The sequence below is a fragment of the Steroidobacter agaridevorans genome, assembly GCF_009932555.1.
GTDB classification, from domain to species: domain Bacteria; phylum Pseudomonadota; class Gammaproteobacteria; order Steroidobacterales; family Steroidobacteraceae; genus Steroidobacter; species Steroidobacter agaridevorans.
Map to the genome: position 1 here is coordinate 792,656 of NZ_BLJO01000002.1, position 11,858 is coordinate 804,513.

Annotated in this window: 11 protein-coding genes and 1 tRNA gene; 1 reads left to right on the forward strand and 11 read right to left on the reverse strand. The window is 62.8% G+C overall.

Features of this window, described 5'->3' with window-relative positions; all coding sequences use genetic code 11:
* Positions 1-148 precede the first annotated feature (148 nt).
* From GYH35_RS10225 to GYH35_RS10245, 5 genes are all read right to left on the reverse strand, one after another.
* Entirely contained in the window at positions 149-1,426 is a 1,278-nt protein-coding gene (locus tag GYH35_RS10225; protein WP_161828318.1) for a substrate-binding domain-containing protein, read from the reverse strand.
* A 49-nt stretch (positions 1,427-1,475) separates the two neighbouring features.
* Positions 1,476-2,282 (reverse strand): VPLPA-CTERM sorting domain-containing protein, encoded by an 807-nt coding sequence (locus tag GYH35_RS10230; protein WP_161815860.1) that lies wholly within the window; start codon positions 2,280-2,282, stop codon positions 1,476-1,478.
* 317 nt (positions 2,283-2,599) lie between these two features.
* Entirely contained in the window at positions 2,600-3,658 is a 1,059-nt protein-coding gene (locus tag GYH35_RS10235) for a CorA family divalent cation transporter (protein ID WP_161815861.1), read from the reverse strand.
* Between the two features lie 49 nt (positions 3,659-3,707).
* Positions 3,708-5,522 (reverse strand): bifunctional metallophosphatase/5'-nucleotidase, encoded by a 1,815-nt coding sequence (locus tag GYH35_RS10240; RefSeq protein WP_161828319.1) that lies wholly within the window; start codon positions 5,520-5,522, stop codon positions 3,708-3,710.
* Between the two features lie 132 nt (positions 5,523-5,654).
* Positions 5,655-7,073 carry an FAD-binding oxidoreductase gene (locus tag GYH35_RS10245; protein WP_161828320.1) on the reverse strand — a complete coding sequence of 473 codons (1,419 nt, stop codon included), beginning with the start codon at positions 7,071-7,073 and terminating at the stop codon, positions 5,655-5,657.
* 57 nt (positions 7,074-7,130) lie between these two features.
* Here GYH35_RS10245 and GYH35_RS35585 point away from each other — a divergent pair, with 57 nt between their 5' ends.
* Complete coding sequence (locus tag GYH35_RS35585; RefSeq protein WP_235936747.1) at positions 7,131-7,451, forward strand: hypothetical protein; 321 nt, start codon at positions 7,131-7,133, stop codon at positions 7,449-7,451.
* Here the strand turns inward: GYH35_RS35585 and GYH35_RS10255 are convergent.
* From GYH35_RS10255 to GYH35_RS10280, 6 genes are all read right to left on the reverse strand, one after another.
* Positions 7,440-7,685 (reverse strand): type II toxin-antitoxin system ParD family antitoxin, encoded by a 246-nt coding sequence (locus tag GYH35_RS10255; RefSeq protein WP_161815865.1) that lies wholly within the window; start codon positions 7,683-7,685, stop codon positions 7,440-7,442. The genes GYH35_RS35585 and GYH35_RS10255 overlap by 12 nt on opposite strands.
* A gap of 110 nt (positions 7,686-7,795) precedes the next feature.
* Positions 7,796-8,833 (reverse strand): TIGR03557 family F420-dependent LLM class oxidoreductase, encoded by a 1,038-nt coding sequence (locus tag GYH35_RS10260; RefSeq protein ID WP_202624214.1) that lies wholly within the window; start codon positions 8,831-8,833, stop codon positions 7,796-7,798.
* Between the two features lie 61 nt (positions 8,834-8,894).
* Positions 8,895-9,083 (reverse strand): hypothetical protein, encoded by a 189-nt coding sequence (locus tag GYH35_RS10265; RefSeq protein WP_161828321.1) that lies wholly within the window; start codon positions 9,081-9,083, stop codon positions 8,895-8,897.
* A 32-nt stretch (positions 9,084-9,115) separates the two neighbouring features.
* Positions 9,116-11,014 carry a mechanosensitive ion channel family protein gene (locus GYH35_RS10270; RefSeq protein ID WP_161815867.1) on the reverse strand — a complete coding sequence of 633 codons (1,899 nt, stop codon included), beginning with the start codon at positions 11,012-11,014 and terminating at the stop codon, positions 9,116-9,118.
* Between the two features lie 95 nt (positions 11,015-11,109).
* Positions 11,110-11,185 (reverse strand) — tRNA-Ala (locus GYH35_RS10275).
* A gap of 70 nt (positions 11,186-11,255) precedes the next feature.
* The gene (locus tag GYH35_RS10280; RefSeq protein ID WP_161815868.1) at positions 11,256-11,810 is read right to left on the reverse strand and encodes a SixA phosphatase family protein; all 555 of its coding nucleotides are present in this window, start codon (positions 11,808-11,810) and stop codon (positions 11,256-11,258) included.
* Between the last annotated feature and the right edge of the window lie 48 nt (positions 11,811-11,858).

The following is an 11,858-nucleotide window of genomic DNA, read 5'->3' on the forward strand; positions in this document are numbered from 1 at the left end:
TCAAACATCGCCCTTCCACGCCCGCGACGTTATAGCGCGCATGTGACCGAGCCGTGACATCGCGCCCATTTGTTTCATTCCCTAGAAACGACAGAGCCGGCCTTCTCATGAAGGCCGGCTCGTTTCCTGAGCAAACAATCGATCTGGATTAGAACGTGCCCTGCGGCGGCAAGCAGCTGTTGCCGCCGCGGGTGCCCAGGCCGATCGGACGATCGTTCGCCACCGGGATCACCGGCAGGTTGGCGCCGCCGTTGGACAGCGCGAACACCGAGTCGTTGACCGGGATCGTGCTGGCGTTACGGGCACGGCTGATCAGGAAATCGGCCAGCGCGTTCTCCAGCGGCTTCGCGGCAATGACTTCGTCCTTGTTGAAGGTCGACTCGAACCAGAAGTCGTAGTCACCCAGAGCGGCGGCCACCTTGCCAGGCTGCTTGCCGTTGATGGTCACCCACTTGGTGCCGGCCGGAGCGGCCGCCGTGTAGGTCTGGATGCCGATCGCGCTCGGGTTGTTGGCGACGCAGGTGTTCATCGACGAGCTGGTGCCGTTCTCGATCACCGGATTGCCGAACAGCGGCCCCGAGGGGAACGCCACGAACGGATAACCGCCGGGGCAGCCCTGGCCATTGAAATAGATCGACGCGGAGGTCTGCGTGCCCGAGCCCGGCTCGCGACGGCACACAGTGATCTCGCCGGTCGGGCCAGTGGTGTTGTCGGCGTCGGCGACCTGATCCCAGGTGCCATACTGACCCGTGAAGATCGAGTTGATGTCCTGACGGGACAGGTCGGTCACGGCGACGCTGGAGTTCACCAGAATGCCGAACACGGTGCCGGTCGCGGTCTGCGACGAGATCGTGTTGAACTGCGTGTTGGTCGGCTCCGCACCGAGCGCGGAGGTGCCGACCGCCGGCCAGTTCTCACCGACGAAACGAGCCGGCTCAACGTCGGAGACGCCGAGATCGACCACCGAGTTCGTCAGGTTGCCAGAGCCCGCATCGGTCGTGAGGTTGTAGCCGCTCACCGAGCAGCCACCGAACGATGGCGGCGTAGCGCGCGTGCACGAGCTGTTCACGAGCAGGCGCTTGACCTGCAGGTTCTTCGCCAGAGGACCGACGCCGTACACCGAGCCACCCTCGGAGCGGTAGTACACGATGGCGCTGCGGCCAGCGATGCTCGCCGGCAGACCGGAGGCGTTCAGCGTACAGCTGTAAGCGCGGAAGTCCTGGTTCGTGGTCGGGCTGGCCTGATACAGATCGAGCGTGCCGGCCTGGCAGATCGCGGTGAATTCCTGCTGGAAGGTGTTGCGCTGGGCCGAAGCACCGGCGACCACCAGGTTGATCTGGTGAGCCGTGTCGGGCGGCAACGCATAGGCTGAGCCACCGGCGCAGACCGCGGCGAGCGCGGCGGCAATCTTCACATTACGCATCATTAAACTCCTGAAACTTTGCAACTTTGCAGATGACGTCGGGGAGCGCCGTTCAGGCGCTCTTACGACGACGGCTCACGCCGGCGAGGCCAGCGAGGCCCGTGCCCAGCAGCCAGAACGCGGCCGGCAGCGGCACAGAGGAAACAGCGGAGGCGAGCGTGCCATCGGCGAGCAGCGTCACATCGGCGAACTGATAAACGCGAGCAGCGCCGCTGCCGCCGGGAGCGGCGAGCATGTAGAAGTTCGCGGCCGAGCCCAGCGCATTGACGTTGTTGGGGCCGATGCCGTACCAGTCGCCGGCGACCTGACCCGGGACCGAGCCGGTCTGACGCCACTGACCGTTGGAAGTGATCGAGCTGCCCGACGTATCCGGCAGGAACGCGTTGAGCTGATTGATCATCGTGAACAGGTTGTTGTACGAGCTGCCCAGGTTGTTGATCGTGACGCTGGTGCCGTTGGTGAGATCGGCCGGCGTGGTGGTCAGGTAGCGCTTGCCGCCCGTGACGTTCACCAGGCCGGTGTTGTCGCCCGCCATGATCGTCCAGGTGAACGAGCCCGACTGGCTCAGGAACGAAGAGAGATTGGCGTCCGGGCCGATTTGCGGCAGCACGTAGCCGCGCTGGTTGGCCGACGCGGGAGTGTAGCCGCCGGTCTGGATGGCGCTTTCCGTCAGGATGTCATCGAGACGGATCTGCAGGCCGCGCGCATACACGTCGCCGGTCGTGTCGTTGCGCACGAACAGCGTGAGCTCGCCGTTGCCCGTATCGGTGTTGATGACGTCCGCAGACGCAGTCATCGCGCCGAGCGCGCTCGCGCCGGCAATGGCGATTGCCACCACATTCTTCAACGAGATTTCCATTTAAGAGTCCCCTTCACTGATTGAGAGACGAACCAAAAGTTTCGGCTTCGGCGCGCAGCACCTAGGCGCGCTGCAAGTTACGAAGGCGTCATGTCACGTGGTGACAAAGTTCTTGAACCTTTTACGACGGGGTGCGCACGTGCCAGCGGTTTTGTGAGACACGCGCGCTTGACACGCGCAAGCGGTTTCAGCGCGGCAAACTTAGAGAGACGATGTGACGCGTCGATGAAGAGTTATGTGAGTTGGACAGCGGCGCAGGACGAGCCGCTTGCGTGTGTCATACACACGCAAGACACGCGGTTACAACGATGCGGAAGTTATAACAACCGGCGCCAGAAGAACGCGGCGAGCGTGACTGCGCCGCTGGCGAGAATCAGCAGCATCACCCACCAGAACGCGTGGCCGCCATGCAAGCCCGGCAACCCGCCGACGTTCATGCCGAAGATGCCCGTGACCAGCGTCATCGGCAGCATCACCGCGGTGACGATCGACAATACATACAAGTTGCGGCCGGTGTTCTCGGCCAGACGCGAGGCCAATTCTTCCTGCAGCAGCTTGGCGCGCTCGTACAGCTCGGATATTTCTTCGAGCGCGAATGCGAGCGTATCGGTGGAAGACTGCAACGCTTCGCGATCGGCCTGGGACAACGGCCCTTGCGGCCGGTGCAGGAAACGATTCAAGTCCGACCGCTCCGGCGCGAATTGCCGCCGCAGCCGGGCGCACAAGCGTCGATTGCGACCCAGCAGCTCGCGCTGCTGCTCGATCTTGCCGGCGAGAATGCGATCCTCGATGGTGTCCAGCTGATCGGTCATCTCGTTGGCCAGCCGCTTCACCCGGCTGGTGCGAATGTCGAGCAGTTGCGCGGCCACTTCGATGCCCGAGGATGCAGTGAGGTGCGAGCGCATTTGCAAACGCAGCTCGTCGGCGCTTCTCAATGGATGCAGCCGGGCCGTGATCAACAAATGCTGGCTGGCGAAACACCACAGCGGCGCGACTTCGGACGGATCGGACGCATCGTCATAAGAGAAGTCGTTGACCACCAGCAGCAGGCCGCCGTCCTCGACCAGCTCGACCCGGCGATTGCCATCGTGCTCGCGCCACAGCTCCCGCAACGCTTCGGGCAGAAACGCCGCATCGAGCAGCCAGCGGCGGGCGCGTGCGTCGCTCAAATTGAAATGCAGCCAGACGACTGCGTCGGAGCCGGCCTGGGCTTGCACCAAGGCAGTCGCGACTTCTTCGGTAGGAATTTCCTGGGGCGCGGCGTTCGGCCGCAGCCTGTACCCGCAGATCAGCCCACGGTCCGCACCCAGGCTCTCGCTGAGCACAGCGGGCATGGGCTTGGGGCGGGCATCTGGCGTGTCTGGCGTTGGGAACATCCTTGTTCCCTATTACATCACCCTCCCTGCGCTCCGGTCATTACATTCTTTAATTACTACGGACGATCCGGCCTTCGATGGCGGCGCTGAAGGGCTGCGGCAGCGATTCCACATACTCGACCAGCGCCTCCAGATCGACGGGGCCGACCACCCGGTTGGCGCCCAGCGGCAGCACCAGGAAGCCATCGCCGCCTGCGGCCATGAAGCTATTGACCGTCACGCGATAGGTCGCGGCCGGATCGAGCGGCGTGCTGTCGGCTTTCAGGATCTGTGTCACGCGATCGCCGACCGGACGGGCGTTATCCCACGTGTAGGTCAGCCCCGAGGACTTGAGAATCTTCGGAAACGCCTGGCCTTGCCACTGCTGTTCCAGCAGCGTCCTGATCTGCGCGCCGGTCAGGTCCATGGACACCAGGTCGTTGCCAAAGGGCTGAATGGTGAACAGCTCGCCCCAGGTCACCTCGCCCGCCGCCAGGTCGGCACGAATGCCGCCTGGGTTCATGAACGCAAACTCGGCGTCGGTTGTCACACGCTGTGCATCTGCAATCAGATTGCCGAGCGACGATTCGCCCGCGCTGCTTTCAGTGCGGGTCAACGCGGTCGTCACGGTGCCGACGACGCGATTCACCAGCGGCGCGACCCGCTCATCGGCCTGCGCCACGAGCTCGGCCACTTTCACATCGGGCACCAGGCCCGGACCTTCGTCGCCCCAGGTCGTGACGATCGCGGCGGACTTCTCCACCACGTCGCCGCTCTTGCGGCTGATGGCGAGATCGATGTCGCCGTACGCCGTGCTCGCCGAAAATGCCTGCGTCATCAGAATGTGCTTGCCCGCGTTGTTCGGGACCAGCGCATTCGTGAAGCCGTGCGCGTGACCGGACACGACCACGTCCACTTCGCTATCCAGGCGCTTGACGATGTTCGCAATCGGGCCGCTCGGCGGCAGCACATCCGGATCGGTCGGACCGGTGTAGCTGGTCTGGCCCGTGCCCTGGTGAATGGTGACGATGATGGTCTTCACGCCCTGCCGCTTCAGCTGTTTCACCGACGCGTTGATGGCGTCGGCTTCGTCGATGAACTTCAGGCCGGCGACGCCGGTGGGCGTCACGATCGTCGGCGTTTCTTTCAACACCGCGCCGATGAAGCCGATGGCGACGCCGTTCATCACTTTGATGGTGTAAGGCGGCAGCACCGGCCGGCCAGTCGACTCGTCGATGACGTTCGCGCCGATGTACGGGAACTCGGCGCCCTGCCAGCGCTTCTCGAGGAACGGACCGTCTTCATGATTGCCGCCGTACACCAGACGCAGCGCCTCGCCGATGCCTTCGTCGAACTCATGATTGCCGAAGGTGCCGACGATGTTGCAACGGGGCTGGGTGTAAGCCTGGATTTCATACGGCAGCTTGCGGAACAGCTTCACCGGCAAGCACTGCTTGTTGGCGAGCTGATTCAACACACTGATCGCGGGCTCGTCCTGCAGCAGCGCCGAGTTCGGGGGCGACGCACCGACATGGTCGCCCGCATGGATGATGATCGCGCCGTCTTTCGCCGCTTCCGAGGCCGCACGCAGATATGACGCCAGCACCGCCGCGCCACCCGCCGGACGAGCGCCGACGGCCCGAGGGGAGAGCTGGCCGTGGAAATCGTTGATACCGAGCAGCTTGATGTTGACGACTGGGTCGTGCTTCCAGCGCGAGTCACGCCACGTCAGTCGCTGCGCCGCCTTGTTGCGAGCCCCGATGCCTTCCAGGCGCTCCTCGTACTTGTCCTGTTCGTTGGAATGCGAATATTGATCGTGCGAATGAGCGGCGACGGAAAACGTAGCCGCCACCGTCGCGGCCAGCAAGACGGACTTCGAACGCATAGCAACCCCTCTGCAACAGCGCGTGATGGCCGTGCACTATGCCGAGGGCGTTTTACAGAATCGTCGCGGGAAGATTGCAGGATTGTGGCGCTGACGCGGCAGGCCCGGCCGCCGAAGGCGGCCAGGGCCGACCTAGTCGAAGATTTTTCCGGGGTTCAGGATGTTGTTCGGATCCATCGTTCGCTTCAGCGCTCGCATGACATCCACTGCCTGCTTGCCGTGCTCCGCTTCCAGGAAGCGCTTCTTGTGCAGCCCCACTCCGTGCTCGCCCGTGCACGTGCCTCCCATCGCGATCGCCCGATGCACCAGCCGGTCGTTGAAACGTTCGCAGGTTTCCCATTCTTTCTGGTCCGCGGGATCGAGCACCATCGACACATGGAAATTCCCATCGCCGACGTGCCCCAGCACCGTCGCGAGTATTCCGTTCGCCGACAAGTCCGCCCTCGTCTCCGCAATACACTGCGCCAACTTTGAAATCGGCACGCACGCATCCGTCGAGAACACCCGACAGCCCGGCCGCAACTGCAGCGTCGCGAAATAGGCATTGTGTCTCGCGCTCCACAGCTTCGTACGTTCCTCGGGCAGCTTCGTCCAGCGAAACTCTTCACCGCCGTTCTGTTTCGCAATCTCTTCGGCAACCGCCGTCTGCTCGGCCACCGACGTCTCGCTGCCATGGAATTCCATCAACAGCATGGGCCGCTCGAGCAACGTGAGCTTGCTGTATCGATTGACCGCCTTCACCGTCATCTCATCCAGCAGCTCACATCTCGCAATCGGCAAGCCATACTGAATGATCTCGCTCGCCGTGCGCACTGCCGCGTCGACATCGGGAAAGTGCCCGACCGCCACACTCGACGCCTCCGGCACCGGCCGCAACTTCACCACCGCCTGCGTCACGATCGCCAGCGTTCCTTCGCTGCCTACCAATAAGTGCGTGAGGTCATAACCGGCAGAGGACTTACGAGCGCGTGTGCCCGTGTGAATGATCTCGCCGCTTGCAGTGACGGCCGTCAGCGATAAAACATTCTCACGCATTGTTCCGTAGCGAACCGCGTTTGTGCCGCTCGCACGCGTGGCAATCATGCCGCCGATCGTCGCATCGGCTCCCGGATCGACGGAGAAGAACACGCCTTCCTGCCGAATGTGTTCGTTGAGCTGCTTGCGCGTCACGCCCGCTTCGACGACGGCAATCCCCTCTGCCGCGTCGACTTCGAGAATGTTGTTCATCCGAGAAAGATCAAGACAGATGCCGCCCTGCACGGCAAGCAAATGCCCTTCCAGCGACGAGCCTGCGCCGTAGGCAATGACGGGCACGCCGTGCTGATTGGCCAGCGCCAGCGTGAAAGCGACATCTTCAGTCGTTAGCGCGAAAACGACGGCGTCCGGCGGAGTGATGTCGTACGCTGACTCATCGCGACCATGATGCTGCCTCACAGCCTCCGACGTGACATACCGATCCCCAAACCGCTCCCTCAACGCAGCCACCACAGCCGGCCCCAACGGCCGCTTCTGCCCGGCGACCACCGCCCCGGCTACGCTACTCGTCGACATCGAAACTCTCCGCGGAAGACCTGGGGAAGATCATACCGCAGCGGCAGAGATGAGGCGTTGGAGCAGAACGACTTGAATTTACAGATGCCCGTCAGCGTCCATGCGGACATGCAGAACGCGGATGATGTGAATGGTCGTTGCGGTAACTTTGTAATAGACCGCGTGGCTCTTGATGAAGAGTACGCGGTATCCGCGTCGCACACGGTCGCGACTGGCCCCGGACTCCGGATGGCGGACAAGGCGCTGCATGCCTTCATCCAGATCATCGAGATACTGATCGGCGCACCTCGCTGCACTGACCAAGGCTGTATTGCCAGATGCCGATCAGGTCGCGTTCCGCAAGCGGGCTTAAAAGTATTTTCCGCATCAGCCTCCTGACCGCAGACGCGCCTTCGCTTTAATCTTCTTCATATCCAGCTCGCCAGCCTCGCCGCTGTTTTCGCCCTCGATCAACGCTTGGCGCAGCGCTTCGACTTTCCGCTCATGTTCTTCAAGCAAGCGCAGACTCGCCCGCACGACTTCGCTGGCCGAGCCGTAGCGCCCGCTCTCTATCTGCTGATTGATAAAGCCCTCGAAGTGATCCCCGAGGGAAATGCTGGTGTTCTTGGCCATGATGCTACCTCCTGCGGATACCAATATATACCAATTATTGGTATCCGTAGAATCCGGCTCATGCGCGCATGACCACCCATCGAGGGAGCCGCAGGGCTCCGAGCTGCTTACTACTTCTTGTTTTTGGCCGCCGCCTTGGGCCGACCCTTCTGCCCCAAACCTCGCACCTCCGGAGCCAACGTCTGCTCGAAGAAGCGAATGAATGCTTCCTGATCCGGGCCGACCCCCATCAATACGAGATGGTCGAAGCCCGCGTCGATCGCTTTCTTGATCTGTTCGAAGTAAGGCTCGGGATCCGGTCCATGCGGAATGCTGTCCTTCAGATCTTCGGGTTTGATGTGCTGAGTCGCGCCCTCGAAACCTTTCACGCCGGGCAACTCCGCGAGTACTTCCCAGCCAAGCGCACCGAAACGGGAATATTTGTGGGCGAGTTCGAGCCCCTCTTTCTCCGAGCGTGCATAAGCGAACGAGAGTTCGAGGTAGCGCGCACCCTCGCCGCCACCCGCCGCCTTCCAATCCTTGATCAGGCTCGGCTCGGCCTCGACCGCCATGATTCCCGTGCCCAACTCACCGGCGAGCGTCGCCGACTTCTTGCCACTGATGCCAATCACGATCGGCACCGGCTCTTCGGGCAAATCATAAATACGAGCGCTCTCGACTTCGTAGAATTCGCCGCTATGGGAGAACAGCCCGCCTTCCCACAACCCTCGCATGATCTCGACCGCTTCGCGCAGCATCGCGTGACGGTGATGCACCGGCGGCCATCCATAACCCACCACGTGCTCATTCAAACGTTCGCCCGCACCGAGCGCCAGCGTGAAGCGCCCTTCGCTCATCACGCCAATGGTCGCAGCAGCCTGCGCGATGATGGCTGGGTGATAACGAATGATGGGACAAGTGAGGCCGGTCGCGATGCCGACGCGCTCGGTAGTCTCCGCAATCGCGCCAAGCACGCTCCACGCGAATGGCGAGTGGCCGTGGGACTCGAGCCACGGCAAGTAGTGATCGGATAAGCCGGCGAAATCGAAGCCGGCCTCCTCGGCCAGCTGCGCATTGCGGACCAGCTCGCGCGGTCCGGTGGTTTCCGACATCAGTTTGTAGCCGAGCTGGATATTCGCTCGATCGGACTGGCCACCGGCTCGCGCCATCGCACCGCTCCCATTTCAGGATTCGGCGGCGTAACGCACCTGACGCAGCAAATGATCCTCGTCAGTGCGCCTTCCGCTTGCGGCCCGCGTCCTTGATCCGCTGATGCGGAGAACGCTGTGCCTCGGGCGGACTCGCGGTCGCCTTGGCTCGCCGCTGCTGATGACGGACATTGGCCGACAGCACTTCCTTCATCGTGCCCGGCGTCTTGGTCTTGCGAGTCGAATGACTCTGCTTCGTGTGAGTCGCCATGAACGTCTCCTCACTGCTCCAACAACGTGGAGTTAAGCAGCCGGAGACGCCGTGGGTTCCGATGAAATCACCTGCAGCACTTCGCGGGAAACGCGCTCGTCGATCTCGGCGGCATGCAGCAGCTCGACCGGATAGCGCACGATCGCATCGACACCTTCCGCCGAGAATCGCAGCTGAACCTGCGGCTGCGCATCCGCACTGCCATGCACCTGCGCCGTGCGCTGAATCTCCTGCGTTTGCCGCAGGATGTCGTCGCGATAATCCTTGAGCACGCCGCCGACGGCTTCGATGAGTTTCGTCTTCAACGCCGCCGCATCGGCGCCGGCGGGCAGCCGGACGGTGATCTCGTGCCAAGCCAGGTTGATGCCGGGGATTTGTTTGAACAAGCCCCCGGTCGCGCCGAAGATGATGGAGTTCGCAAAGGCTACAACGCGTCCGGTCGGGCTCATCGCCCCGTCCTGCCCGCTCAATTCCATCAAGTGCAGGCGGACCAGGCCGAGGTCGATCACTTCGCCCGTCACGTTGCCGACCTGCACACGATCGCCGACGCGGATGCCGTACTTGCCGATGAGGAAGAAATACCCGACGACGGACACCAGCACACTTTGCATGGCGACCGCGAGACCGGCGGTGATGAGGCCGGCGAACGTGGCCAACGATCCCAGCTCGGTTGCAAAGGTCGCGGCAGCGATAGCAACGACGAGCGCCCACAGCAGAATCTTTCTCAGCAGCAACAAACGCGAGCGACGGCGCGCATCGGTCACGTAACGGAACACCGCGCGTCGATACAGTTCAGCCGCGGTGAACACCAGCGCCAGCAGGCCCGCAAAGATCGCGAGCCGAATGCCCAGAGCGCGCCATGCATCGCGAGTCTGACGCTGCGTCGCCTCCCGCCAGTTGTCCAGATTGTTTCGATACTGGGTGAGCAAAACCTCGGCCTTGCTCAGCGGCGTGACGATGCCGGAGGTTTGTTGGAACAGCCACGCGATGGTGTCGTACTGATCGCGCACGTACTTCAACTTGGTCGGGTCTTTTGCCGCCTCCTCCGCCAGCGCATCGCTACGTGCGGACAGCGCCTTCAATTGATCCAGCGGCTTTTCGCGAATCTGCGTAAAGACCTCCTGCAGATCCTCCGTGCGCCGATCGACCGTTTCGATCGTGCGTGCCTTCGCCGACAAGCGCAGCACCGTCGCGGTCAGATCCCAAATGCCGAACTGACTGAGCGAGGTGCTCACGGCAGACGTGACCGACGTCGAGCCCGCCGCCGGCGTGGTCGAGGTGGTGGTGGTCGTGACGGGCCCGGCACTCGCGGGAATGGACGCGGCAATCGCGTCGATGTGGGCTTTGAGCGCATTGGCGCCGGCGTTTTCGTTCGCGTACTGAGTCATGTTCGCGAACAGATTGCGGCGTGCGTTGATCAGATCCAGCTCGCTCTGCAGGACCGAAAGCCGGGATTGCAGCTCCTCTCTGGCCTTGCCCGACGCTGCGGCAATCTGACGGCGCACGCCTTCGATCTCGCCCTGCAGCTCGGTGCGCTGCTCATCGAGCTTCTTTCTGATCCGGGTGAGCGACTCCGTTTCCGGCGAGCTGGCTTCCTGCTGCTCCTGTTTGGCCCCGGCCTCGCTGCTGATCAGCTCCGCATTGGCCCGCGCGATCTCGAACGCGAGCGCCATGACTTTGTCCGCCGTCTGGCGGTTGGCATAAAGAATCAGCAGGTCGCTGGGCTGGGTTGCGGCCTGTTGCTGCGTGCCCAGCGTGCGATACCAGTCGACGGTCTCGTCGAGGATCTGCACCACTTGCTCGCCGGTCATCACGGCGCGTTGAGTGACAGGGTCGGCGGCGGTCTGGGCGGGGGTCTGCTCGGCAGCGCCGGCAGTCATGCAGATCGCGCTCATCATTAGCGCGGTGAAGGACGCGATTCTGGTGAGCATGCGGCGGTCTCTGCCACTCCTACCGGTTGAAAGGCGCTCGACTCGTCGGATCGTGCCCGAACTAAGTCATTGTTCTGGTTAGGATTGGGGGAAGTTGGTGGACCCGAGGAGGATCGAACTCCTGACCTCCTCATTGCGAACGAGGCGCTCTCCCAGCTGAGCTACGGGCCCACCGAAGGGCGCGAATTGTAGCACCGGACCTGCGGCTGGCAAGCATGCCCGGAGCGCTTTCATCGAAAGTCTAATATTTGAGGCTCACGACCTTGGTCTTCGAGACCTGGGGCACGAACACCACGAACATCGTGCTGTAGTCGTCTTCGGCGACGGTCACAGTCTCGCCGCTCAACGCGTGCACCAGCTGCGGGACGTTGTTGGGGTTGCCGGCCACCAGCACATATTCGCCGCGATGCTCGCGAGTGATGCGCTTGGCCAGATCCGCCCAGGTCGCCGACGGCACGACGTTCACCGGCAGCGCCAGGGTTTCCGACAAGGGCGTGACGGTCTGGTGAGCGCGCCGAAACTCAGAGGCAAAAATAGCATCCAGGCCACGCACCGGACGGGCCTTGGAAAGCATGGTCGCGAGATGCGCCGCACGCTCGCGGCCTTCGACGCTCAGCGGAGGATCGGGGTCGTTGCCCGCTTCCACCTCGGCATGACGGACGACGAACACCACCGTGGTCGCGCGGGCATCGAACAACCACGCCGCAGCCGCCACCAAAGCGATGAACAACAGTACCGGCAGCACCAGCGGAAAAAAGAATGGCCGCCGGCGCATTTTGTCGAGATCTCGTTGCATGGGGGCGGATGATAACACTCACACCGGAGCTGCCCGGGGATACGGTCA

Coding starts and splice junctions, on each gene's coding strand:
- GYH35_RS10265 (WP_161828321.1), bottom strand. CDS start 9,083: ATGGCGACTCACACGAAGCAGAGTCATTCGACTCGCAAGACCAAGACG.
- GYH35_RS10240 (WP_161828319.1), bottom strand. CDS start 5,522: ATGCGTTCGAAGTCCGTCTTGCTGGCCGCGACGGTGGCGGCTACGTTT.
- GYH35_RS10230 (WP_161815860.1), bottom strand. CDS start 2,282: ATGGAAATCTCGTTGAAGAATGTGGTGGCAATCGCCATTGCCGGCGCG.
- GYH35_RS10235 (WP_161815861.1), bottom strand. CDS start 3,658: ATGTTCCCAACGCCAGACACGCCAGATGCCCGCCCCAAGCCCATGCCC.
- GYH35_RS10255 (WP_161815865.1), bottom strand. CDS start 7,685: ATGGCCAAGAACACCAGCATTTCCCTCGGGGATCACTTCGAGGGCTTT.
- GYH35_RS10225 (WP_161828318.1), bottom strand. CDS start 1,426: ATGATGCGTAATGTGAAGATTGCCGCCGCGCTCGCCGCGGTCTGCGCC.
- GYH35_RS10280 (WP_161815868.1), bottom strand. CDS start 11,810: ATGCAACGAGATCTCGACAAAATGCGCCGGCGGCCATTCTTTTTTCCG.
- GYH35_RS10260 (WP_202624214.1), bottom strand. CDS start 8,833: ATGGCGCGAGCCGGTGGCCAGTCCGATCGAGCGAATATCCAGCTCGGC.
- GYH35_RS10270 (WP_161815867.1), bottom strand. CDS start 11,014: ATGCTCACCAGAATCGCGTCCTTCACCGCGCTAATGATGAGCGCGATC.
- GYH35_RS10245 (WP_161828320.1), bottom strand. CDS start 7,073: ATGTCGACGAGTAGCGTAGCCGGGGCGGTGGTCGCCGGGCAGAAGCGG.